General features: G+C 66.4%; 18 protein-coding genes. 7 read left to right on the plus strand and 11 right to left on the minus strand.

Going from position 1 to position 24,226, the window contains the following annotated elements; genetic code table 11:
- Positions 1 to 61: 61 nt before the first annotated feature.
- The 3 genes from FBY31_RS17010 to FBY31_RS17020 all read right to left on the minus strand — a co-directional run bounded on the left by FBY31_RS17010 (position 62) and on the right by FBY31_RS17020 (position 4,070).
- Complete coding sequence (locus FBY31_RS17010) at positions 62 to 1,651, minus strand: ABC transporter permease (protein WP_200833387.1); 1,590 nt, start codon at positions 1,649 to 1,651, stop codon at positions 62 to 64.
- 4 nt (positions 1,652 to 1,655) lie between these two features.
- Complete coding sequence (locus FBY31_RS17015) at positions 1,656 to 2,708, minus strand: iron ABC transporter substrate-binding protein (RefSeq protein WP_142043500.1); 1,053 nt, start codon at positions 2,706 to 2,708, stop codon at positions 1,656 to 1,658.
- A gap of 153 nt (positions 2,709 to 2,861) precedes the next feature.
- Positions 2,862 to 4,070: a glycoside hydrolase family 76 protein gene (locus FBY31_RS17020; RefSeq protein WP_142043501.1), complete on the minus strand. Its 1,209-nt coding sequence runs from the start codon at positions 4,068 to 4,070 to the stop codon at positions 2,862 to 2,864.
- A gap of 137 nt (positions 4,071 to 4,207) precedes the next feature.
- On the opposite strand from FBY31_RS17020, the gene FBY31_RS17025 reads away from it, so the two are divergent.
- On the plus strand, positions 4,208 to 5,092 hold the full coding sequence (locus tag FBY31_RS17025) for an SDR family NAD(P)-dependent oxidoreductase (protein WP_142043502.1): 885 nt from the start codon (positions 4,208 to 4,210) through the stop codon (positions 5,090 to 5,092).
- Positions 5,089 to 6,294, plus strand: coding sequence for an acyl-CoA dehydrogenase family protein (locus tag FBY31_RS17030; protein WP_142043503.1), 1,206 nt, complete (start codon positions 5,089 to 5,091; stop codon positions 6,292 to 6,294). The genes FBY31_RS17025 and FBY31_RS17030 overlap by 4 nt, the downstream gene beginning before the upstream one ends.
- Here FBY31_RS17030 and FBY31_RS17035 read toward each other — a convergent pair.
- Positions 6,291 to 7,130 (minus strand): DUF1684 domain-containing protein, encoded by an 840-nt coding sequence (locus FBY31_RS17035; protein ID WP_142043504.1) that lies wholly within the window; start codon positions 7,128 to 7,130, stop codon positions 6,291 to 6,293. The two genes, FBY31_RS17030 and FBY31_RS17035, sit on opposite strands and share 4 nt — an antisense overlap.
- A 207-nt stretch (positions 7,131 to 7,337) precedes the next feature.
- Between FBY31_RS17035 and ppc the strand changes: the two genes are divergently transcribed.
- Positions 7,338 to 10,160, plus strand: coding sequence for a phosphoenolpyruvate carboxylase (gene ppc, locus FBY31_RS17040; RefSeq protein ID WP_142043505.1), 2,823 nt, complete (start codon positions 7,338 to 7,340; stop codon positions 10,158 to 10,160).
- Positions 10,161 to 10,274: 114 nt separating this feature from the next.
- Positions 10,275 to 10,580, plus strand: coding sequence for a hypothetical protein (locus FBY31_RS17045; RefSeq protein WP_142043506.1), 306 nt, complete (start codon positions 10,275 to 10,277; stop codon positions 10,578 to 10,580).
- A gap of 5 nt (positions 10,581 to 10,585) precedes the next feature.
- Here the strand turns inward: FBY31_RS17045 and FBY31_RS17050 are convergent, their stop codons facing one another.
- The 3 genes from FBY31_RS17050 to FBY31_RS17065 form a co-directional block, all read right to left on the minus strand.
- Complete coding sequence (locus FBY31_RS17050; RefSeq protein WP_142043507.1) at positions 10,586 to 11,206, minus strand: DedA family protein; 621 nt, start codon at positions 11,204 to 11,206, stop codon at positions 10,586 to 10,588.
- A 41-nt stretch (positions 11,207 to 11,247) separates the two neighbouring features.
- Positions 11,248 to 12,243 (minus strand): RluA family pseudouridine synthase, encoded by a 996-nt coding sequence (locus FBY31_RS17055; RefSeq protein WP_142045489.1) that lies wholly within the window; start codon positions 12,241 to 12,243, stop codon positions 11,248 to 11,250.
- A 250-nt stretch (positions 12,244 to 12,493) separates the two neighbouring features.
- Positions 12,494 to 13,069, minus strand: coding sequence for a TetR/AcrR family transcriptional regulator (locus FBY31_RS17065; RefSeq protein WP_235013097.1), 576 nt, complete (start codon positions 13,067 to 13,069; stop codon positions 12,494 to 12,496).
- Between the two features lie 74 nt (positions 13,070 to 13,143).
- On the opposite strand from FBY31_RS17065, the gene FBY31_RS17070 reads away from it, so the two are divergent.
- Positions 13,144 to 13,650 carry a DUF4188 domain-containing protein gene (locus tag FBY31_RS17070; RefSeq protein WP_142043508.1) on the plus strand — a complete coding sequence of 169 codons (507 nt, stop codon included), beginning with the start codon at positions 13,144 to 13,146 and terminating at the stop codon, positions 13,648 to 13,650.
- Here FBY31_RS17070 and yczR read toward each other — a convergent pair.
- Complete coding sequence (gene yczR, locus FBY31_RS17075) at positions 13,640 to 15,193, minus strand: MocR-like transcription factor YczR (protein WP_442858186.1); 1,554 nt, start codon at positions 15,191 to 15,193, stop codon at positions 13,640 to 13,642. The genes FBY31_RS17070 and yczR overlap by 11 nt on opposite strands.
- A 61-nt stretch (positions 15,194 to 15,254) precedes the next feature.
- Between yczR and yczE the strand changes: the two genes are divergently transcribed.
- Positions 15,255 to 15,893, plus strand: a complete 639-nt coding sequence (gene yczE, locus FBY31_RS17080) for a membrane protein YczE (protein WP_142043510.1) — start codon at positions 15,255 to 15,257, stop codon at positions 15,891 to 15,893.
- A gap of 5 nt (positions 15,894 to 15,898) precedes the next feature.
- Here yczE and FBY31_RS17085 read toward each other — a convergent pair whose 3' ends face one another.
- Genes FBY31_RS17085 through FBY31_RS17095 form a run of 3 tightly spaced genes read right to left on the minus strand, consistent with a single transcriptional unit; the run spans position 15,899 to position 23,519 of the window.
- Positions 15,899 to 16,729, minus strand: coding sequence for an Fpg/Nei family DNA glycosylase (locus FBY31_RS17085; RefSeq protein WP_142043511.1), 831 nt, complete (start codon positions 16,727 to 16,729; stop codon positions 15,899 to 15,901).
- Positions 16,722 to 21,908 (minus strand): Lhr family ATP-dependent helicase, encoded by a 5,187-nt coding sequence (locus FBY31_RS17090; protein ID WP_142043512.1) that lies wholly within the window; start codon positions 21,906 to 21,908, stop codon positions 16,722 to 16,724. Before FBY31_RS17090 ends, FBY31_RS17085 begins: the two co-directional genes overlap by 8 nt.
- 60 nt (positions 21,909 to 21,968) lie before the next feature.
- Positions 21,969 to 23,519: an FAD-dependent oxidoreductase gene (locus FBY31_RS17095; protein ID WP_142043513.1), complete on the minus strand. Its 1,551-nt coding sequence runs from the start codon at positions 23,517 to 23,519 to the stop codon at positions 21,969 to 21,971.
- 180 nt (positions 23,520 to 23,699) lie between these two features.
- Here FBY31_RS17095 and FBY31_RS17100 point away from each other — a divergent pair, with 180 nt between their 5' ends.
- On the plus strand, positions 23,700 to 24,170 hold the full coding sequence (locus tag FBY31_RS17100) for a DUF4383 domain-containing protein (RefSeq protein WP_200833388.1): 471 nt from the start codon (positions 23,700 to 23,702) through the stop codon (positions 24,168 to 24,170).
- Positions 24,171 to 24,226 lie beyond the last annotated feature (56 nt).

The following is a 24,226-nucleotide window of genomic DNA, read 5'->3' on the forward strand; positions in this document are numbered from 1 at the left end:
ATCGGTGCTTGTTGGATCGGTGCTTGTTGGATCGGGGCTTTTTCGATCGGCGCTTGTTCGATCACTGTCCGGCTACTTTCTTGGACTGCTGGAAGAGGAGGTAGGTCATGGGGGCGGAGAGCAGGATCATCAGCAGCGCGTAGGGAGCCGCTCCCGCGTAGTCGATCTCGCTGCTCTTGCTCCAAAACTCGGTGGCCAGCGTCCGGGTCCCATTGGGGGACAGCAGCAAGGTGGCGGTGAGCTCGTTGGCGATGGCCAGGAAAACCAGGGCAGCTCCGCCTGCGGCCGCGGGGGCGGTGAGCCGCAGCGTGACCCGGATGAAGGCGAGCAGCGGTGGCTTGCCCAGCGCCTGCGCGGCCTCATCAAGTTCCTTGGGCGCCTGGGACAGCCCGGCACGGAGGTTCACCAGCGCCCGGGGAAGGAACAGCAGGACGTACGCCGCCACCAGCACCCCGGCGGTTTGGTACATCCCCGGCACCACGCGGATGCTCACCGTCACGAAGGCCAGGCCCACCACGATCCCCGGCAGGGAGCTGGTGATGTAGTTGGAGAGCTCAAGGGATTTGCTGAACCAGCCGGGATGCCTGACGGCGAGGTAAGCCATGGGGAAGGCCACTGCCGTGGTGGCAACTGCACCCGCCAGGCCGTAACCAAGCGTGGACAGGAGGGCAGGGAGGAACTCGTCGGCAGCCCAAACCTCCGGTCCACCCGCCACCGTCCAGCGTGCCACGAAGTACAGCGGCAGCCCCGCGGCCAGTGCGGTCAGTGCGGTCAGGAAGACCTGGGCCGGAACCTGGTACCCGCGCAGCGGCAGGCGCAGGGCCCTGGCCTGGGCTCCCGATCCGATCCGCGCATACCTCGCCGTCCCACGGCTGCGGACTTCGGCCAGGAGCAGAAGGAGGCAGAAGAACACCAGGACGCTTGCCAGCATGTTTCCGGCAGCGCCGTTAAAGGTGGACTGGTACTGGGTCATGATTGCGGTGGTGAACGTGTCGAAGCGGATCATGGCGAACGCGCCGTATTCGGCGAGCAGGTGCAGCCCCACCAGGAGCGCACCGCCTGTCATGGCAATCCGGAGCTGGGGGAGTACCACCCGGAAGAACGTACGCCAGGCGCCAAGCCCCAGCGCAGCGGCCGACTGCTCGATGGCCGGGTCCAACCGGCTCAGGGAGGCGGCGGCCGGGATGTATACCAGCGGGAAGTAGGACAGCGTGGCAATCAGGACGCCCGAGCCCAGCCCCCCCATCGAGGGAACAGCCGAGACCCAGCCGTAGCTGTTGACGAAGGCGGGGATGGCCAGCGGGGCAGCCAGGAGGACCGCCCAAATTTTGCGTCCCCGCAGCGTGGTCCGTTCAACCAGCCACGCGCCGGCCACGCCGAGCAACAGGCACAGCGGAATGGTTGCCGCCATGAGCAGGAGGGTGTTCAGCAACAGCTCGGCAACCCGCGGCCGGAAGATCAGTTCGACGGCGGTGTCCCAGCCGGTTGCCACGGTCATGTACACCACGTACCCCAGGGGGACGAGGGAGAAGAGGGCGATCAGCACCGCCAGGACGGACACTGCAGAAACGCCGAAAGGCGGGCGGGGACTGTTGCCCCGGCCCGCCGTCGTCGTGCTCCTTTGAAGGGGAGCCGATAGATCGGAAGTCACGAAATTACAGGAGTCCTGCCTTGGTCATCAGTTCGGTGACCTTCTCGGAGTTGAGCTTGGCGGGGTCCACGGTGGGCGCCTGCAGGTCCGCAATCGGAACCAGCTTCTCGTTGGCCGGCACATCGGAGGCAATCGCGTATTCGAAGGAGGTGCCGTTCTTCAGGACTTCCTGGCCCTTCTTGCCGGTGATGAACTTCAGGAACTCCTGGGCCGCTGCCTGGTTCTTGGAGGTCTTCAAGACACCGCCGCCGGAGATCGACACGAAGGCGCCCGGATCCTGGTTCTTGAAGTAGTACGGTGAGACGTTCTTGGAGTTCTCGCCGGTCTTGGCCTGGTCGCCGTAGTAGTAGTAGTGGTAGATCAGCGCGGCGTCCACTTCGCCGGCGTTGACTGCCTTCATGGCGGTGCTGTTGCCCTTGTAGGCCTTGAAGTTTTCCTTCATGCCCGCCAGCCACTCCTCGGTGGCGGCCTCGCCCTTGAGCTCAAGCAGTGCCGAAACGATGGCCTGGAAGTCCGCGCCGGTGGGCGAAGCGGCCCACTTGCCCTTCCACTCGGGCTTGGCCAGGTCGAGCATGGACTTGGGCAGCTGGTCCTCGGTCAGCTTGGTCTTGTCGTAGACAAGGACGGTGGAGCGGGCCGCAATGCCGGTCCACTTTCCGGTGGAGGGCCGGAACTCTTCGGGAACCTGCCCGGTGGTGGCCTTGTCCACATCCGCGAAGAGGTCGGCGTTTTCAACCTGGGTCATGGCAGGGGAGTTCTCGGTGAGGAACACGTCCGCCGGGGACGCCGCGCCCTCCTGGATGATCTGGTTGGACAGCTCGGTGTCCGAACCCTGCCGCATGGTGACCTTGACGCCGGTCTCGGCCGTGAAGGCGTCGATCCATTCCTTGGTCAGGCTCTCGTGCTGGGCGTTGTACACCGTGATTTCGCCGGCTCCGCCGGAAGCTGCCGCGGAACCGGAGGCTTCAGGGGTGGTGCTGCCGGCGCAGGCGGTCAGGCCGAGTGCGGCGCTGGCGGCGAGTGCGATGCCGGCCAGGGCGCTGTTGCGGATCTTCATTGAGGAAACTGCTTTCTACGAAAAACGGCGGACCGGGGTCACGAAGGCCGTGGAGAAGTGCCACCTCGACTGTAGGGTAGGCAAACCTTACGTGTAAGCAGGAAAGCGCTTTAAGTGATTAGCATCACATGAATTACGGAACTGTTGCGTGACCTAATCCCAAGCAGCACCCGGGAGGGCGGCAGCGGCCTCGAGCGACATCCAGGCCTGCAGCTGTGTGGAAAGTTCGACGACGGACCCGGGCGGGTAGGTGAGGGCGGCGGGCCGGGCGGCATGCATGGAGAAGACGTACCGGCAGGCACCTACTGCGCCTTCATCCCCGCGCCGTTTCCCCTGCCAGAATGCTTCCGCCGTGGCGGTCACCAGCCGTGCTGCTGCGCTCCGGGCCTCTCGGGGAAGCCGGGGATCGGCTGCCGCGAGCGCGAGGTAACGGCACAGGATTCCGGTGAACAGGCCGCCGTCGCCGTTGCCCTCGCAGCGCAACACCAGCCCGCCGGCAGCGGCGCCTTCAGCGGAAATTCCTGCCGAAACTGTCAGGTGCCGGTCCACCGCCTCCACCAGCGCGGCTGCCCTGGCCAGGTTCGCATCCCCGCCAAGCTCAAGCAGTGCCCCCAGGACGGGGCCCTGGTTGTAGGTGTAGACGGCCCGCTCGATCAGCACGTTCCCGTCCGCGCCGAGCCGGGCGCCGTCGAGGTACAGGCCCTGCTCCGGGTCGAAAAGGGTTCCGTCCAGCCAGTCGAGCAGTGACTGTGCCTTGGTCCGCTGCCCCGTGCGGGCGTAGAAGAGGGCTACGGGTGCGGTGGCGGGCGTGTTCTTGAAATCGCGCTTCTTGCTCCAGAAGGAACCGCCGCCCAGGTCATCGGTGCAGGCTTCGTCGAACTGGAGGGTGAGCGCCTTGCGGAGCGCCGCGTTGCGCCCCCGCCCGGGCCGGCGCGTCTCCTCCGCCAGTGTGTCCAGCCGGAGGGTGGCAAGGGCGAGCCAGGCCATGTCGTCGTAGTAGCTGTTGATGTAGGTGAACGCGTTGCGCAGCCGGATTCCCGTGAGCAGCCGGGAGGCGAGCCTTCCGGCGCTGGCATGTTCGGGGCCGTTGAACCTTGCGGCAGGGGTGGCGCCATTGCCCAGCTCGCGGCGGCCGGCGTCCACGAGGCAGTCAACATAGTGGGCCTGCCACCAGTAGTGCCAGGGCTGGAGCAGCTTGCCCTTGATGTCGTTGCGCCAGCGTGGAGCGGGCCACTGAATGGCGCCAAGGTGTGTCCCCGGCAGGAAGAACAGTCTCCTGCCGAAAAGTGCGGTGACCGACCGTGCAGCCTCGTTGGCCCTTTCCTGCCAGTCGACGGGAGGAGAAGCATCCGCGGGAGTCATGGCTTCCACCCTAGCCGGGCGGACGGCAGTGCCGGCGAAAGGCCGGATAGTGCGTGGATGCGATGATTTCAGTTAACATTCACTAACTAATGCTTCGCGGACTTCTGTCGGGGGCAGGCCCGCATCAAGGAGGATGTATGGACGTCACAGGCAGCGTTGCGTTGATCACGGGAGGTGCCTCGGGCCTGGGGGCAGCTACTGCCCGCAGGCTGTTCGACGCCGGCGCCTCAGTGGTGCTTGTTGATCTCCCCTCCTCTGCTGGAGAGGCTTTCGCTGAGGAGCTGAGCGGTGGGAAGGCAAGCGGTGGGAAGGCAAGCGGCGGGAATGCAAACGGTGGGAATGCAAACGGTGGGAATGCAAACGGTGGGAATGCACACCCCGCAGGACCCCCCGAAAAGTCCGCCGTCTTTGTGCCCGCGGACGTCACCAGTGAAGCGGAGGTTCAGGCCGCCGTCGACGCCGCCGCCGCGCTGGGTCCGTTGCGCATTGTGGTGAACTGCGCCGGCGTCGCCACCCCCGGCAAGGTGTTGGGCCGGGAAGGTGTGCTTCCGTTGGAGGCGTTCAACCGGGTCATCCAGGTCAACCTGGTAGGGACGTTCAATGTGCTGCGGCTGGCAGCGGCGGCGATGGTGGCCAATGAGCCGGCCAGCACTGAGCTGGGCGGACCGGAACGCGGCGTCATCATCAATACCGCTTCGGCAGCTGCCTTTGAAGGCCAGATCGGGCAGCCTGCCTACGCCGCTTCCAAAGGCGCTGTGGCGGCGATGACGCTGCCCATCGCGCGGGAGCTGGCGCGCTCGCTGGTGCGGGTGGTCACCATCGCGCCGGGAATCTTCGAAACGCCCATGATGGCCGGGCTGCCGCAGGAAGCGCAGGATTCTTTGGGCGCCCAGGTGCCGCATCCCTCCCGGCTGGGCAAACCCGCCGAATACGCCAACCTCGTGGCGCACATCGTGGACAACGCCATGCTTAACGGCGAGACGATCCGGCTGGACGGCGCCATCCGGATGGGACCAAAATGACCACCGCCGGAACAGTAATCCTGCCCTCGGCCGACTTCTTCGCCGTCGAATCGCTGCTGAACCAGGCGGAACGGGACAAGCTGGCCGAACTGCGGGAATTCCTTGCCGCGGAGATTGCGCCCTACGCCGGCGACTGGTGGAACAAGGCCGAGTTCCCGGCGCACATCCTGCCCAAACTTGCGGACCTGCAGCTCAGCACCCCTGCGCAGCGCGGCTACAGCCACCTGTTCGCCGGCCTGGTGATCGCCGAGATGACCCGCGTGGACACCTCCATCGCCACGTTTTTCCTGGTCCACCACGATCTCTTCGTTGAGTCCCTGTACGCTTTCGGCAGCGAGGACCAGAAGCAGCGGCTGCTGGAGGACGCCTCAAACCTGCGCATCACCGGCGCCTTCGCCCTGACCGAACCGAACCACGGCTCGGATGTGGCCGGCGGTATGGAGACGCGCGCCAGGCGGATTTCCTCCACCACCGGCAGACCCGATGACGCCGGGGACGCCTGGGTGCTGAACGGCGCCAAGCGGTGGATCGGCAACGGGACGTTCTGCGACTACATGCTGGTCTGGGCGCGGGACGAAGCGGACGGGTCGGTGCGGGGCTTTATCGTTGATGCCACCCTGCCGGGGGTCACCCGGACACGGATCGAAAACAAGATCGCGCTGCGGACGGTGCAGAATGCGGACATCGTCTTCGACGGCGTGCGGGTGGCGGAGGCGGACCGCTTCGCCACCATCAGCAGCTTCGATGACACCAACGAGCTGCTGCGCGGCTCGCGCATCATGGTGGCCTGGCAGGCTGTGGGCCAACAGCTGGCGGCGTTCGACGTCGCCCGGCAGTACGCCGTCGAGCGCCGCCAGTTCGGCCGCCCGCTTGCACAGTTCCAGCTGGTCCAGCAGCAGCTGGTAACCATGCTTGGCAACGCCGTGGCAAGCATGGGCATGATGGCGGGGCTTGCCAGGCTGCAGGACGACGGCGCCGCGGACATGCCGCAGGTGGCGCTGGCCAAGTCCTACCTGAGCGCGCGGATGCGCGAGACCGTGGCGCTGGGCAGGTCCATCCTGGGCGGAAACGGGATCGTCACGGACTACCGGATGGCCAAGATCTTCTCGGACGCGGAGGCCATCTACACGTACGAAGGGTCGTTCGAGATCAACACCCTGATCGTGGGACGGGCCATCACCGGGCTTTCGGCGATCGTCTAGTCCCCGCCCGGATACGGCTGCATTTCCCCTGCCTCCACGCGCACGTCCAGGGAGTTGTTCTTCACTGGCATGGGGCAGGTTCCGTAAGGCGTGAAGGCGCTGGGATAGTTGATGGCCCGGTTGAAATCCAGGACCACGGTCGCATTTCCGGATGAATCCGTTCGGGGCCGGGGCACGGCGAGCTTGCGCCAATCATCGGTGGTCCCGCCGTTGGTTTCGTCATGGAACGTGACGGTCAAGGCCCCGAGCTTTTCCTCTTCCGCCTGCAGCCGGACCTCGTGCCTGCCGCCGGGAACGCGAAACACCACCTCGCCCACCGTGCGGTGGATGCCGTCCACCAGGGGGTTGGCGGTGGCGATCGGCACGTCCACAGGCTCCGGATAGGGCTCGAATCTGCCAACAACTTCCCAGTCCGGGTTGTACGCATACGTGGGAACCCCGCGGAATCCGGTGAAGACGGGGGAGTCAGCATCGCGGGTGCGGATGGCGTAGCGGCCTCCCCGCCTGGCCAGCTCAACAACCACCCGGGCCCCGTCCTGGCCGCCGAACTGGACCCACATCAGGGACTCTTCGTCGGCGAGGGCCGCGGATATCGTCCCGTCCACCACCTGCCCTGTCTCTACCAGCGACAGCCCGTCCGCGGGCATTGCGGTGAGTGCCGCCGTCGTACCGTCCGTGGACCAGAGCCCAGGCGCCTGTTCGACGGCGGATGGAGAGTTGTCGAGCCACTGGAAGGAGGTGAGGGTCAGCCAGCCGTGGCGGGCTGCCAGGGCCTTGTTCCGGTTGTCGCGGAAGCGCTGCCAGCGCTCCACTTTCCCGGCTGGAGTGGTGCTCATAATTCCTTTCGGAGGTTCATTGTGCCCGGGTACAACGGCGCCGACCCGGCATTCATTCCGGAAGCACCTGTTGCCCGGAGCTGACATTATCTGAGACGGATTCCCCGGTGGCGCCGCGGTGCGGGTAGCATCTTTAGCTAGTAACGTGGCTCACAGTATCCAGCGCAGTGTACGAGCCAAGTCCGAAACCCTCGAAAGATTGCTTCCATGGCTCACACTGCCGCACATCCCGAAACAGACCTTGCCTCCGAACTGAGGGCAGACGTCCGCCGTGTCTCCACCCTCCTGGGCGAATCCCTGGTCCGCCAGCACGGACCTGAGCTCCTGGACCTCGTGGAGCAGGTCCGCCTCCTGACCAAGGAATCCAAGGAAGCCGCCCGCGGCGGCGCCGATGCTACCGGCCCATGGAGCGCGCACGACGTCGTCGCCCAGGTCCGCGAACTCCTCGGCTCCCTGCCCATCGAGCAGGCCACGGACCTGGTGCGTGCCTTCGCTTTCTACTTCCACCTTGCCAACGCGGCCGAGCAGGTCCACCGGGTGCGGGGCCTGCGGACCCGCGCGGAGAAGGATGGCTGGCTGGCCAAAACCGTCAACGAGATTGCCGCCCAGGCAGGGCCCGGCGTCCTTCAGGAAGTAGTCAACGGGCTGGATGTCAGGCCCATTTTCACAGCCCACCCCACTGAAGCCTCCCGCCGCTCCGTCCTGGACAAGATCCGCAAGCTGTCAGACGTGCTGGCCCAGCCCACGGCCGAAGGCACTACGGCCCGCCGTCGCCAGGACCGCCAGCTGGCTGAAATCATCGACCAGATGTGGCAGACAGATGAGCTTCGCCAGGTCCGGCCCACCCCGGTGGACGAGGCCCGCAATGCCATCTACTACCTGGGCGGCATCCTCACGGACGCGATGCCCGAGATGCTGGCTGAATTCTCCGAACTGCTGGGCGAGCACGGCGTCACCCTCGCATCGAAGGAAGCCCCCATCCGGTTTGGTTCCTGGATCGGCGGCGACCGTGACGGCAACCCCAACGTCACCGCGGCGGTGACCCGGGAAATCCTGCAGATCCAGAACCAGCACGCCGTCCGGATCAGCATCGGCATGATCGATGAGCTGATCTCCATTCTCTCGAACTCCACGTCGCTCGCCGGGGCGGACAAGGAGCTGCTGGAATCCATTGACGCGGACTTGAAGAAGCTGCCCGGCCTGGACCGGCGGGTACTGGAGCTTAACGCGCAGGAGCCCTACCGGCTGAAGCTCACCTGCATCAAGGCCAAGCTCATCAACACCGGCAAGCGGGTGGCGGCTAACTCAAACCACGAGCACGGCCGGGACTACAGCGGCACCGATGAACTCCTGGCAGACCTGGAACTGCTGGAACTCTCGCTCCGGAACCACTCGGGGTCGCTGGCTGCGGACGGTGCCCTGGCCCGGGTCCGCCGCGCCATCGCCTCCTTCGGCCTGCACCTGGCCACGCTGGACATCCGCGAACACGCCGACCACCACCACGACGCCGTGGGGCAGCTGATGGACCGCATCGGCGGCCCGGGGCTCCGCTACGCCGAACTGAGCCGCAAGGAACGCTTCGAGGTTCTCGGCTCCGAACTCGCCTCGCGCCGTCCGCTGTCCGGGCACCCGATCAAGCTCGACGGCGCCGCTGACGGCACGTACGACGTCTTCCGGGAGATCCGCCGCGCCCTGCGCGCCTACGGGCCGGACGTCATCGAGACCTACATCATCTCCATGACCCGCGGCGCGGACGACGTGCTCGCCGCCGCCGTCCTGGCCCGCGAAGCCGGCCTGGTGAACCTCTTCGGCGAAAAGCCCTACGCCAAAATCGGGTTCGCGCCGCTGCTGGAAACAGTCGAGGAACTTCGTGCCTCCGCCGAGATCGTGGACCAGCTGCTGTCCGATCCGTCCTACCGCGAACTGGTGCGGCTGCGCGGGGATGTCCAGGAGATCATGCTGGGATACTCGGACTCCAACAAGGAATCCGGCGTGATGACCAGCCAGTGGGAAATCCACAAGACCCAGCGCAAGCTGCGCGACATCGCTGCCAAGCACGGCGTCCGCGTTCGGCTGTTCCACGGCCGCGGCGGATCCGTGGGCCGTGGCGGCGGACCCACCTACGACGCCATCCTTGCCCAGCCCAACGGCGTCCTGGAAGGCGAAATCAAATTCACCGAGCAGGGCGAAGTCATCTCGGACAAGTATTCGCTGCCCGAACTGGCCCGCGAAAACCTTGAACTGTCGCTCGCTGCGGTGCTCCAGGGATCCGCCCTGCACCGGGATCCCCGGACCTCCGCAGACCAGCGCGAACGGTACGGGCACGTGATGGAAACCATCTCGGACGCCGCTTTTGACCGGTACCGGAAGCTGATCGACGATCCGGACCTGCCGGCCTACTTCCTGTCCTCCACCCCCGTGGAGCAGCTGGGCTCCCTGAACATCGGCTCCCGCCCGTCAAAGCGCCCGGATTCAGGGGCAGGGCTCGGCGGCCTGCGTGCCATCCCCTGGGTGTTCGGCTGGACCCAGTCCCGCCAGATCGTGCCCGGCTGGTTCGGCGTCGGCTCAGGACTCAAAGCTGCCCGCGAGGCCGGCAACTCCGCGCAGCTGGTGGAGATGTGGGAGAACTGGCATTTCTTCCGCTCCGTGCTCTCCAACGTGGAAATGACGCTCGCCAAGACCGATATGGACATCGCCGGCTATTACGTGTCCACCCTGGTCCCTGAAGAGCTGCACCGCATCTTCCGGGCCATCCGGGAGGAATACGAGCTGACCGTCGCAGAGGTCCAGAACCTGACGGGCGAGCGGCTGCTCCTGGACGCCCAGCCCACGCTGAAACGCTCCCTCGAAATCCGCGACCAGTACCTGGACCCGATCAGCTACCTGCAGGTGGAACTCCTCCGCCGCGTGCGTGCGGAAGCTGCGAACAAGGCCGACACCATCAGCGGTGGTGAAATCGACGAACGCCTCCAGCGGGCCATGCTGATCACCGTGAATGGCGTGGCGGCAGGCCTCCGCAACACCGGCTAACCCCTAACGCTCTCTCACCTAACGCGGGTCTTCCCCCAACGCTCTCTCACTCATGACAGAGCGTTGGGGCTTTCCCCGCATTAAGTGAGAGAGCGTCTGGGTAGGGTTGAAGGCATGCCATCGTTCCAGACCCGCCTCAAGATCACCGGGCTGCGCCCCGGCAACCCGCCCGAAGCCGTGATGGAAGCGGCGGTTGAGGCTTTGGGAACACGGCACCACGTGGAGGCGAACCAGTTGCAGATAGCGGGCGGCGTGCCGCAGCTGAACCTGCGCTTCCTTGTCGACGCAACTGAATACAGCGGCGAGAACCGGCAGGCCCTGGAATCGGCAGCCATGATGCGCGACGCCGTCGAACGCGTTGCACTGACCGGCTCCCTGATGGTGCTGCGGCGCAGCCGCGGCCGCTGGACGCCCGTCTAGGTCCGCTACGCCAGGGGAGGGTCGGGTTCCTCCACGGGTGACCGGTTGCCGCGGCGCCGCGTGACGATAATGCCGACGACGACGCCGATCACCAGCCCGAGCGCCACCCCGATCAGCGAGCTGGCCCAGAATGGCAGACCGGTGGCCGAGCCGGTGAAGTAGCCCAGGCCCACCAGCCAGCACGCCCAGAGGAGTGCCCCGAGCCCGGCACACAGGCTGAAGCCGCGGACCGAAACGCTGGCGATGCCCGCGGCAGCCGAGGTGGCCAGCCGTCCTCCGGGGATGAACCTGGCCCCGATGATGGCGCCGTACGTGGAGGAGCGCCCCGCCTTGGCGAGGGCATCGTGGATCCCTGAGTGGACGCGCCGGCCCCACCCCCAGCGGTCAAGGACGTGGCTCAGCCGCCGCCGGAACAGCTGGAACACCACCATGTCGCCGAGCCAGGAGGCAAGCGCCGCCAGCGCGGCCACCAGGAACACGTTGGCGCGGCCGTCAGAGGACAGCGCCCCGCCGGTAATCACCACCATCTCGGACGGGATGGGCGGGAAGATGGCATCGCCCAGCACGACGGGGATGATCCAGAAATAGATGGCCGTCCCCCAGCTGTCAGCGCTGCCGAAGTCCATTGCCACAAGGTACCGCACATTCGCGGTGCTGGAACCGGGGGTCAGGAGCCGGCGGCCCCGCTGAGCTGCAGCCGGCTGCGGTACTCCACCGGTTTTCCGGAGATGGGGTCCACAAACCGGATGCCGCGGGCGAGAAGCTGCAGGGGTTTGCTGTAGTCGTCCGGAGCTTTGTCCAGCAGGTCCGGGTAGAAGGCGTCGTTGATGATGCCCAGCCCGAGCGAGGCCATGTGCACCCGCAGTTGGTGGGTCTTGCCGGTGTGCGGTTCGAGCCGGTACAGCGCGCGTCGCACTGAGGTGCCCGGCGCCGTACTGCCCGGCCCCGCAGCGGCGGTGCGGCGTGAGGCACCTGGCGCCGCGCCGCCGTCGAGCGTTGCCAGCTGCTCAATCCGCGTCTCCGCGTTAGGTTCGCCGTCGATGACTTCCGCGAGCAGGTAGCTGCGCGACTTGGTCATCCGGTTGCGCACCACCACGGGAAATTCGACGGCGGGATACCCTTCCGCGGGCGCGGCTGCGGACACGCACTCGTATTCCTTCTGGACCTTGCGCTTCTCAAAAAGCACCTGGTACTTGCCGCGCGTTGCCGGGTTGGTGGAGAACAGCAGCACCCCTGCCGTCATGCGGTCCAGCCGGTGCATGGGAATCAGGTCAGGCAGGTCCAGCTGGTTCCGCAGACGCACCAGGGCGGATTCCTGGATGTAGGTTCCGCCGGGGGTAGTGGGCAGGAAGTGAGGCTTGTCCACCACCAGCAGGTGCTCGTCCTGGTGCAGGATGCCCAGCTCCACGGGGATGCGGGTCTCCGGCGGCAGGGTCCGGTAGTACCAGATAAAGGTGTGGTCCGTCAGGGCAGTAGCCCGGTCCAAAGGAACGCCGCCCTCGCCAACAATTTCGCCGGCGTCGAACCTGTCCTCGATGCCCTGCGGATCGATGTGGCCCCAGCGGTGCATCATGTAGTCCATTGCGGTATCCCACGGCCCCTCGCCGGGAAGGCGCAGACGGGTGGCGTTCACGCCGTCGCGCACGGGAAGGGGGGATTGCATCACCGGACAATTCTACGTGGCCCTGCTGCAGGACCGGGCAGTTCCTGGGGATCCGTACCTCCGATGCGTTGTACCAGTTCTTCGGCCGCATCACGTTTGGTGCGCCGGTGGGAAGGACGGTCCACGATTTCAGCGGGCCGGCGACGCGCAAGATAGAGATCGACCCGCAAAATACCTGGCGCGATGGGTATATCAGCCGCGTCAGGTATTTTGCGTGTTGCAGGCGAATAAGCGCGTCGGAAAGCGGGGTTTAGGCAGCCCAGCCGCGGGCCACGGCGTCCAGGGCCGAGGTGTAGGCGGCGGCCCAGTCGGCGTCCGGCGGGCCCACTTCCGCCAGTTCCAGGCTCACCAGGCCATGCACCTGGCCCCAAATTGCGAGGGCCATTATTTCCACCGGTTCAGCCCGCAGGGCGCCCGCCGCCTGGGCCGAAGCCACCGCGTCTATCAGCGGCTCCATGGCCCCGGCGGAAATTTCCGGACTCGGCTGGCAATCCACGTACGCGGCCAGGGCTCCGCCGAACATCAGCCGGTACAGCGCGCGGTGCTCCAGTGCCCAGGTCCGGTAGGCCATTCCAAGACCCTGCAGCCCATCCGGGGCCGCAGCCACCTGTGAGTCCCGGAAGGACCGGAACCCGTCGTCCACCACGGCGGTGAGGAGCTGGGACTTTCCGCCAAAGAGTGAGTAGACGGCGGTGGTGGACGTCCCCGCAGCCGACGCAACATCCCGCAGCGTCACTTTGGCCGGCCCGTCCCGGTTCACCAGCTCGGCGGTGACCGCCAACAGTTGCTGCCGGAGAGAATCGTTATGGATCACAGGTCTTGCCATGGGCCCCATTGTTTCATAACCTTGTTTCGTAACGTTGTTATCAAATCCAGTTGCCTGAACCCAAGGAGCTTCCCATGGTGCAAAGCGTATTTCCGGGCCGGTACACCGCCGATCCCGGCCGGGAATCGGTGACGGTCTTCCTGATCGGCATGCGGGCCAACCGGTGGTGGAAGCTGGGAACGGTCGGCAAGGTGGCAAGCGCCATGCCGCGGATGCTCCAACACCTGGCGGGGGATCCGGCGTCGGGAATGCTGGGGTACGAGCAGTGGTTCGGCCGGACCACCATGCTGCTCAGCTACTGGGAAAGCCCGGAACACCTGCGGAAATTCGCCGCGGACCGGGAGTCCCCTCACCTGGAGCCCTGGCGGCAGTTTATGAAGGAGACTGCCGGCAGCGGAGACGTGGGCGTGTGGCATGAGACCTACCAGGTGCCTGCTGCCGGAATTGAAGTCATTTACAACGGGATGCCGCTCTTTGGGCTGGCCAAGGCCACTGCCCATGTTCCGGTGGGAGCCGGGAGCAACGCCGCCAAGCAGCGGATGGGCCGGTCCGGCAGGCAGTCTTCACCCATCAAGCAATAGCCACGGCAGGCGCATTCTTGAGGCTCCGCCGGAGCTGAGGGGCTGCATTCAGGCGGTCCTGGGCTGACCGCAGGGCCAGGACGGCTGTTTCCAGTTTTTCCGGCGGCAGCGTAAACGGTAACCGGAGGTAGCGTTCGAAGGCGCCGCCAATCCCGAACCGCGGTCCTGCAGCCAGCCTGATCCCAAAATCGGGGGCGATCACTGTCAGGGCGGTGCTGATGGGAGCCGGAAGCCTGCACCATGCGGACAAGCCGCCGGATGGGTAGAGCGTTTCCCACTCGGGCAGGTGTCCGGCGAGAAGTTCCAGCAGGGCTTTCCGGTTGTCCCGGAGTGCGGCGAGCCGTGCCGGCAGGGGTTCGTCCATGGCACGGACCAGGTGGGCGGCGGCCAGTTGTTCCATTACCGGCCCACCCAGATCCAGGGAGGTCCGTGCGGCCGCAAACCGCTGGATCAGGTCCTGCGAGGCGCGGATCCACCCAGTGCGCAGACCGCCCCAATGGGACTTGCTGAGTGAGCCGATGGTGACTACCGCTGGACTGAAGGCTGCCACGGGAGTGGTGCCGACGCCGTCGAGGTTCAGCTCCCGCAGCGTCTCGTCCACCACCAAAGTGGTCCCGGCCGCTGCAGCGGCACTGACAAGTTCCTGGCGCTCAGGGTCGGGCATGAGCTGGCCCGTGGGGTTGTGGAAGTCCGGCACCAGATACGCCAGCGTGGGCCGCTGCTGCGCCAGTACGGACTGCAATCCATGCATGTCCCAGGCGACCATAGCGCGGCCAGGTTTGAGGGCGCCTGCCGGGGCTGCGAAGGCCACCGGTACAGCACGGCAACCGGCTGTACGGATAGCGTCCAGGGCATTCGGGTAGCTGGGGTGTTCCACCAGCACCCGGTCATGCCGGCTTGTGAGGGCGCGAAGGACGATATTCAGGGCGTGCTGCGCTCCGGAGGTCACCAGGATCTGGTCCGCAGTAGTAGGTACACCGGCTGCTGTGTACCGTGCTGCCACCGCTTCACGCAGGGGGAGCAGGCCCATTGCGTCGTACCCGAAGCCCGGGAGCAGGGCCGGAAGCTCGGTCAGGGCCGCGGCAAACGCCCGGTGCACCAGTTCGCCGCTGGCCGGCAGTGACGAATACGCGAGGTCGATTAATCCCGCCGGTGCTGCCAGGCCTGGTGCGGCCAGTCCCGGCGCCAGTCCTGCAACCGCACGTCCCGGACTGCCCAGGCCGGAACCATTGGGCAGGGGGCGGCCAAGTGCTGTGGTGCCTTCCGCCGTCGTGCGCGGAATCCTGGTCCGGCTCCTGCTGCCCTGACCGCTGCTGAGGAAGCCCTGGTCGCGGAGCAAACCGTAGGCCGCCGTGACCGTGGTGCGGCTGATGGCCAGGGCTTCGGCGAGGGCACGCTCGCTGGGCAACGCGGTGTCCAGCGCCACCCTGCCGTCCAGCACGAGCAGGCGTACGACGTCGGCCAGCTCCCGGTAGGCGGGCGAGGCGCCAAGGTTCCACTTGCCCAGGAGGCGGGCAAGAGCCGGGGCACTAAGGGAAGCCATCAGGCCAGTATTTCAAACTGGCTATATATTTCAAGGCCAGTTGTTCGGCAGACTGAGGAGCATGTTGCCCCGCAGACTCCTCCAGCTCTTTATCGGCCTCGCCATGTACGGGATTTCCCTCGCGATGTTCATCCGCGCCGGACTCGGCCTGGACCCGTGGGATGTCTTCCACCAGGGCGTGGCCGGCAGGACCGGGCTCAGCATCGGCCTGGTGGTCATTATCGTCAGCTTCCTGGTGCTGCTGCTGTGGATTCCACTGCGACAGCGGCCCGGCTTCGGCACACTGTGCAACGCTGTGCTGGTGGGCGTCTTCGCGGACATCGGCCTTGCCCTGATCCCGGCCTTCTCCCACCTGGGCGGCCAGATCGGCATGCTGGCAGGTGGCGTCCTGCTCAACGGAATCGCCTCCGCGTGCTACATCGGCGCACGGTTTGGTCCCGGCGCCCGCGATGGGCTGATGACCGGGCTGGCCCGGCGGACCGGCTGGTCGGTGAGGTTCTCCCGGACCTTGATTGAGGTTGTTGTCCTGGGCATCGGCTGGTCCCTGGGCGGCTCAGTGGGGGTGGGCACCGTTGTTTACGCCCTCGCCATCGGCCCGCTGGTCCAGTTGCTGCTCCCGGTGTTTATGGTGCCCGCGGCCTTGCCGGCAAAAGTTGATCATCATGGTCACCGGGATGCCCGCAATGCTGTCCGTGGCTAATACTCCTATGTCAGAAGCGGCTGGCAGCGCGGGCAGAAGTAGATGTCCCGTTCTTCCTCGCCGTTGGGCTTACCGAGGGTGCCGCGCTGTATCGGGGTTCCGCACTTGAGGCAGGGCTGGTGCTCCCTGCGGTAAACCCAGTAGCCTGGCCGCCCCGCCATTCTGCCCACCGGCATCCCTTCGGGGTTGAGGATGGTGACGCGGCGGCCGGGACCGAGGTTGACTTCGAGCAGCTGCTTTGCGTTAGTCATCATGGTGCGGACATCCTCGACCGCGGAGACGGGGGATGCCGGATGCACTCGTGACAGGAAACAGGTCTCGCAGCGGTAAATGTTGCCGATCCCGGCGAGGTTGCGCTGGTCCAGGAGTGCCACGCCGATGGGGACGCCGGGGGAAGCCCGGACCCGCCGCTCTGCCTCGTCCAGATCCCAGTCCGGGCCCAGCAGGTCCGGGCCAAGAAATCCCACGATGGACTCTTCGTCGGCCGTGGCCACCACTTCCACAATCCCCAGGGAAAAGCCGACGGCGTCCGCCACCGGAGTGCGCAGCACGCACCGGGCGGTGTGTCCCGGTTTCCGCCACCTGCCGCCAGGCGGATAGACCTGCCAGGTCCCCTCCATTTTCAGGTGCGAGTGGATGGTCAGCTTTTTGTCCCCGGGTCCCACCATCCGCATCAGCAGGTGCTTGCCGCGGGGGACCACTTCGGCCACGGTCCAACCGGCCAAATTCAGGGTGGCGAAGCGGGGTACGCGGAAGTCCGAGGCAATCAGCTTCTGCCCCGCCAGGGCTTGGTGCAGTTGGCTGGCTGCGCGCCAGACGGAGTCGCCCTCAGGCACGGACCCTCAGCCCCTTGGGGGTGGAGTAGGCGCCGGCCGCGCTAAGGGCGGCAGCAATCGGCGTATCCAGGATCTCGTGCCCGTTCACTTTCTCCATGACCAGCTTGTCCACGGCGCCGCGGGTCACCACGCCTACCAGCGCGGAACCCGCTGCGGCCAGGACGGCGTCGTCGTCGCTGAAGGCCAGCAGGGTTTTGCCGCCCCGTTCCACGTAGAGGACCAGCGCACCATCCACCAGCACCACGAGGGCGCCCGCCTTGCGCCCGGGACGGTGCCCTGTTCCGGCTTCGTCGTGCAGGGCGGGCCAGGGGAGGGCGGCACCATAGGGGTTGGCAGGATCGGTGGCAGCCAGGGCGAGGGCAACAGGTTCAGGCTTGGCGAGCTGGCTATCCTCCGAATACGAACGCAAACGGTCTACTGTTGCCGGGACGGCGAACTGGGCCGCGCCCAGGTGTTCGATGAAGTAGCCGCGGCGGCACCGGCCGGCTTCCTCCAGCCGGGCAAGGACTTTGTACATCAGGCCGAATCCGCCCAGGATCTGTTCCGCCATAACCGAACCACGGGTGACCACGCCGTAGCGGTCCAGCAGGAGTTCTGCGGTGGCGCGGGCGTGGATAGTCGGGTCCAGCTCAGGCTGCGGAAGCGCGGACCAGCGGCCTGCCACCATAGGCGGCGTGGCCACTGCAGCTGACGACGTGCCATAGCGGCCGCTGCCGAGGCCGGCAGAACCCATCAGTCCCGTCCCATGGGAACGGCCCAGCCGGCTCATCCGAGGTGCCCGCGCGCGCGGGGCGCGGGCAACCTGCCGGTGTGCGGTATGTCCGCCGGCGATCAGCGCCCGCACCGGTGCGAAGGTGTCACCGGTGACGCGCCCTGCCCACGCCAGGTCCCACAGGGCAGTAACAACCTCCTGGTCGCTGAGGACCGAGTCCATGCCCCCGGCCACGTCCGTCAGCTGCCGGAAGAAGTAGCCGCCGCCATTGTTGCGCAGGTGCTCCAGGAGCCGCAGCTGGGCGTTCCCGGGTTCGTAGTCGATAGCCGGGTTCAGGGTCAGCTCCGCCGAGTCGGCCAGGTGCAGGCTGACCCATCCGTCGTTTCCGGGTAAGGCGCCCGCTCCGGACCAGAGAACCTCGCCCGCGGCCATAAGCTCGTCGAGCATGGCGGGCTGGTAGTTGGACACCCGGCTGGCCAGGACCAGGGGCTCCCAGGCCGAGGCGGGAACGGGAACTCCGGAGAGCTGGTCGATGGCGGTGACGATGCCGTCCAGTCCACGGAGCGCCGGCTGCCCGCGACCACCGCCGGGGGTTCGCACGTGCTGCCACGCCGGCAGGAACCGGCCGTAGGCGGAGCCGTCCACCGGTTCCACCTCGGCGCGCAAGGCCGCCAGGGACCGCCGCCGCAGCTTGCGGAGCACCTCGGCATCACACCACTCACTAACGCTGCTGTGATGCTGTGCTTCGGCGTGTTGTGGATCGGCGCCCTGTGTTTCAGCGATCTGTGTATCAGCGCTGTGGGTATCACCGCTCCGGGTATCAGGAGTTGGTGCAACGGGCTGCTGTGCTTCAGGTGCTGGTGCATCCAGTGCTGGTATTTCGGGAGCCATTGATTCGCCGGAATGGGGCCGGAACTCGCCTTCCACCACCCGGCCGTCCGCGGCCAAACGTTTCAGGGCAGTGCTTACCACCGCCACACCCAGGCCCAGCCGGGCTGCTGCTTCGCCTGCCGTAAAGGGTCCGTGGGTCCGTGCGTAACGGGAGACAAGATCGCCCAAAGGATCCGCCACGGGTTCGATGAACGCGAGCGGAACCCCCATGGGCAGGGGCACTCCGATGGCATCCCGGAGCCGGGCGGCGTCCTCAACCGCGGCGAACCGTTCCACGCCAGCGATGTTGACCTTGATGGCGCGGTTGGCGCGCTGCAGGGCAAGCAAGTGGGCGGTGGCTGATTTCGTGCTGGCATGGGCGGAATCGGCTTGGAAGGGTTCGGCCTCGGTTTCGACAGGCTCAACCACGGGGGTTTTGGCGGGCTTGGTTTCGGCAGGCTCAACCACCGGGGTTTTGGCTGGCCCGGTTTCGGCAGGCTCAACCACCGGGGTATCGGCTGGCCCGGTTTCGACAGGCTCAACCACCGGTTCCAACCGGGCAGCTGCTTCCGTCGGCGCCAGTGGGCCCAGGAGGCGCAGCAGGTCCGCGACGCCTTCAACCCCGCGCGCCCGGCGGTCCGGCACCAGGCGCTGCAACTCCCGCTCGGTGGCCTCGATGACTTTCGCGTCCAACAGCTCCCGCAGCTCGACGCGGCCCAGCAGTTCGTTAAGGAGCGTGGAATCCAGGGCCAGGGCCGCAGCCCGCCGCTCCGCGAGCGGTGAATCACCCTCGTAGAGGAACTGGGCAACATATCCGAACAGGAGTGACTTGGCGAAGGGAGACGGCTGCGATGTGGTGGTCTGCACGATCCTCAGCTCGCGCCGTTCCACGGACGCTGCGATGTCCTTCAGTGCGGGCAGGTCGTAGACGTCCTGCAGGCATTCCCGCACCGTTTCCAGCACTATGGGGAAGGTGGGGTACTTCCTGGCCACATCCAGCAGCTGGGCGGACCGCTGCCGCTGCTGCCACAGCGGTTGGCGCTTGCCGGGGGTCTGCCGCGGCAGCAGCAGGGCCCGCGCCGCGCATTCACGGAAGCGCGAGGCGAAAAGCGCACTGCCGCCCACTTCTGCGGTGACAATCTGCTCCAGTTCCTCCGGATCAAACAGGAACAGCTCGGCACCGGGAGGCTCGTCCTCCATCATGGGCACCCGCAGCACGATCCCGTCGTCGGCGGCCATGGCGGAGCCGTCCATGCCGTACCGCTGGTGCAGCCGCTGGCCCACAGCCAGCGCCCATGGCGCGTGGACGGGCATGCCGAAGGGGCTGTGCAGGATCACCCGCCAGTCGCCCAGTTCGTCGTGGAACCGTTCCACCACCAGCGTGGTGTCGTTGGGGACCACTTCGGTGGCCTGTTTCTGTTCGCTCAGGTAACTGATGAGGTTGTTGGCCGCGAAGTCGTCCAGGCCGCTGGCCTTGCAGCGCTCGGTGGCGGGCCCGACGTCGGACGCTGACAGTTCGCGGACGAACGCGCCCAGTGCCCGGCCCAGGTCCACCGGGCGGCCGAGGGAGTCGCCCTTCCAGAAGGGCAGCTTTCCAGGCTGGCCGAACGCGGGCGAAACCAGTACGCGGTCATGCGTAATGTCCTCGATTTTCCAGCTCGTGGCACCGAGGGCGAAGATGTCGCCGACACGGGATTCGTACACCATCTCCTCGTCCAGCTCGCCCACCCGGCGGCCGCCCTTGGGCGCAGGCGCCGGCTTGCCGTCCGTTGAAGGGGAGGACGTGCCCTCCACCTCGGTGCCGATAATGTAAACGCCGAAAAGCCCGCGGTCCGGGATGGTGCCGCCGGAAGTGACGGCCAGGCGCTGGGCTCCCGGCCTGCCTTCGATGGTGCCGGCGTTGCGGTCCCAGATGATCCTGGGGCGCAGCTCGGCAAACTCATCAGACGGATAGCGGCCGGCGAGCAGGTCAAGCGTGGCCTCGAAAGCGGACCGGGGGAGGGACGCAAACGGGGCGGAACGGCGGACGGTGGTGAACCATTCCTCAACATCTATGCTGCCCAAAGCCGTGGCGGCCACCGTCTGCTGGGCGAGGATGTCCAGGGGATTGGCTGGAATGCTGAGGCGCTCGATTTTTCCCGTCAACATACGTTCCACGGTGATGGCCGTGTGTACCAGGTCTGCCCGGTGCTTCGGAAAGAGGACACCCTGGGAAACCTCGCCCACCTGGTGGCCGGCACGGCCCACCCGCTGCAGGCCGCTGGCCACCGACGGCGGCGATTCCACCTGCACCACCAGGTCCACGGCACCCATGTCGATGCCGAGTTCCAGTGACGAAGTGGCCACAACGCACCTCAGCCGGCCGGATTTGAGGTCGTCTTCAATCAGGGCCCGCTGGTCCTTGGAGACGGAGCCGTGGTGGGCCCGTGCCAGCACCGGATCCGCTCCGGCCGTGCTTCCCGCCTGCGCCATCATGTGTGCTGGAGTGGCGGTGGAGGCGGGAATGCCGGGTGCCCGTTGCTGCGGCCCGGGATCGTCCCACCCACCGCCGGCAGCCACCAGTTGCCGTTCGGCGTAGATCTCATTGAGCCGGGCGGTGAGCCGTTCGGACAGGCGGCGGGAGTTGGCAAAAACGATGGTGGACTGGTTGGCCAGCACCAGGTCGACGATCTTCTCCTCCACGTGCGGCCAGATGGAGGCCTGGGGCTGCAGCCCGGACGCCGGACCGGAATCGAAGGCACCGGCGGCGCCCTGGAGGTCTGACATGTCTTCAACGGGGACTGAGACGGTAAGGTCCCAGTTCTTCTTCGCCGGAGGGGCAACGATTTCCACCGGCGCGGTCCCTGCCAGGAATTGGGCTACCAGTTCCTTGGGCTCAACGGTGGCGGAGAGTCCAATCCGCTGTGCCGGTTTGGGCAGCAGCGCATCCAGCCGTTCCAGTGAGACGGCGAGGTGGGCTCCGCGCTTGGTCCCGGCCACCGCGTGGACCTCATCGATAATGATGGTGTCCACCTCGGTGAGGGTTTCGCGGGCCCTTGAGGTGAGCATCAGGAACAGCGATTCCGGCGTGGTGATAAGAATGTCCGGCGGGCTGCTCAGCAAGGCGCGGCGATCGGCTGCCGTGGTGTCCCCGGACCGGACGCCAACAGTGATCAGCGGGGCGGGGAGCCCGAGCCGCTTGGCGGTCTGCGTGATGCCGATGAGCGGCGAGCGAAGGTTCCGTTCCACGTCCACGCCCAGTGCTTTCAGGGGGGAGATGTACAGGACGCGGGTCTTGCGTTTGGGGGCCCGGGGACGCCTTCCTTTTGCGGGTGCCTCCGGCCCGGTAACGTCAGGGACGAGGCCCTCCGGCGCCGCGGAGCCGGATACCAGCAGCCGGTCCAAAGCCCAGAGGAACGCGGCCAGGGTTTTGCCCGAGCCGGTGGGCGCGACCACCAGTGCGTGCGAGGCGGAGGAGATGGCCTGCCATGCACCGTCCTGGGCAGGAGTTGGCTCTGGAAAGGCGCCGAGGAACCATTCGCGGGTGGGCCTGCTGAACTGCCCCATGGGCGTGGAGGCTGAGGTTCCGCCCGGCCTGGAGCCCTGTTCCTGCTGCATGCCTCCATCATGCCCTAACCCACCGACAGCCGATCCGGGCCGGCCCTGACGTGCGGCTGCTCAAGCCTTCCCTGCGGCGGGAAGGTTCTTGGTGGCCGGCCCCTCGAGGAGCTTTCCCTCATTGGTGAAGCGGGAGCCGTGGAGCGGGCAGTCCCAGGTCTGTTCGCTGTCGTTCCAGTGCACAATGCCGCCCAGATGCGTGCAGACCGCGGACAGCTTGCAGGTGGTTCCGTCCACGGTGGAGACGGCAACCGGGCGGGTGCCCTCACGGTACACCTGCCCTTGGCCGTCCTCCGGGACCACAGGGGCGGGCGGTGCCGGCAACTGGTCCTTGTCCTTTTTCAGGACCTTCCCACCTTCGGTTATCAGGCCTTCGGCGGCAAGCTGCCCCCAGCCGGAAGCCAGCTTGGCCGCCACGCCGGCGTTGAGGGAAACTGCCGAGAAGGCTCCGGACGGGGAAGTGACGCGGTGGTGGATGGTGTCCGCCCACGGCACATGCCCGCCGAGGATGTCCGCAGCAATTCCCAAAGAAGCGGCGACGGCATTGGTCATGCCCCACTTGTTGTAGCCCGTGCCGAAGTAGACGTGGCCCTTGCCCCGTGGCAGCTTGCCAAAGAAGGGCATGAGGTTGACGGCCATGTAATCCTGCGCTGACCAGGTGTGGGTCACCTGCGAGCCCGGGTACTGCTGGGCGGCCCAGTCCAGCAGGCTCCCCAGGTGGTGTTTCTCGGACCTTGCCCGGCCCACGTGGTGGCCGTGCCCGCCCACCAGCAGCAGCCGGCGGCCGTCTATCTCGTAGTCCCGCAGGGAGTGCGTGGGCTGTTCCACCGAGATGTACATTCCCGCGGGCGGGGCCTGGTCCTCCCGCAGCTGCAGTGCTGCCGCGTAGGACCGGCTGGGCTTCAGCTTGGCGAAGTACAACCCGCGGTCGAGCACGGGGATACCGGTGGCCAGCACCACTTCGTTCGCGGTGACGGTGCCGCGGTCCGTGTGGACCGTGGCAGGGCTGCCGCCTGTGACATCCTGCAACCGGACCCCGCCTACCACGGACCCCCCGCGGCTTCGGATGTCGGCCACGAGCGTGTCCAGCACATCGACAGGATGGATCTGCGCCTGGTCCGCGAGGCGTACGGCGCCGTGCACGGGGAATGGCAGGCCGGCGTCGCGCACGTACTCCACGTCCAGCCCGGCGGTGGAAGCGGCGCTGACTTCCTCGCGCAGCTTCTCCGTCCCCTGCGCAGAAGCCGCATAGGTGTAGGCATCCCGCGTCTGATAGGGCACGTTGTGCTCGTCGAGGTACCGCAGGAGCCAGGCCTGGCCTTCACGGTTGCCGTCCACGTATGCCTGCACCTGTTTCTGCGAGTACTGCCTGGACAGCTGGGACAGGAAAGTGCCCTGCAGCAGCGTCACTTTGGCGGTGGTGTTCCCGGTAGTCACCGCACCGGGGAAGCGCGCCTCCAGCACCAGGACGTTCTGCCCGGAACGGGCCAGCAGGAGCGCGGTCACCAAGCCGGTGAGCCCGGCCCCGGCCACCACAGTGTCGTAACTGCTCCCGGGCTCGAACGGATCAGAAGTAAATGCTTCCCGGCTGTCCAACCAAATCGACGTCATCCCAGTTCAGCCTGCCTTTGGTCCGGGCCCTGAGGGGCCGGTTTGTGATGGGTCTGTTATCAGCCCTGATCTATGCGTGGCGTATTTGCTAAGTATACTTAGCATGTCGGTGGTTAAGTCTATGGTCAGGCGCAACCCGGCAGCCATGATGTGAACGGAACGACAACAGCAGGAGTAATCATGACAAGCATGAGTTCGGACGGTCGCACCGTAGGTCGGACAAACATCCAAAAAGCAGCCCTCGCGGTAGGCGTAGTGTTCCTCCTGGTGGGCGTCCTGGGGTTCATCCCGGGCATCACCGGCAACTATGAAACCCTGGGATTCGCCGGCCACGAATCTGAGGCCTTGCTCCTGGGCATCTTCCAGGTATCAATACTTCACAACATCGTCCACCTGCTGTTTGGCGCGGCCGGCATCGCCTTGGCCCGGAACGCCGCACAGTCGAAGAACTACCTGATCGTGGGTGGCGCCATCTACCTGGTCCTCTGGCTGTACGGCCTGCTGATCGGCCTTGACACGCCGGCGAACTTCGTCCCGGTCAACACTGCGGACAACTGGCTGCACTTTGTCCTGGGCGTGGCCATGGTCGGCCTGGGCGTGGCACTGTCCCGCGGCACCGCGCGTGCCGGCCGTACCACCACGGCTCACTAGTAGGACGGCGCACCAGTTCGCCTATTCACCGATCCGCCCAAAGGGCGAAATCAAGC

The sequence above is a fragment of the Arthrobacter sp. SLBN-100 genome, assembly GCF_006715305.1.
Taxonomy (GTDB): Bacteria; Actinomycetota; Actinomycetes; order Actinomycetales; family Micrococcaceae; genus Arthrobacter.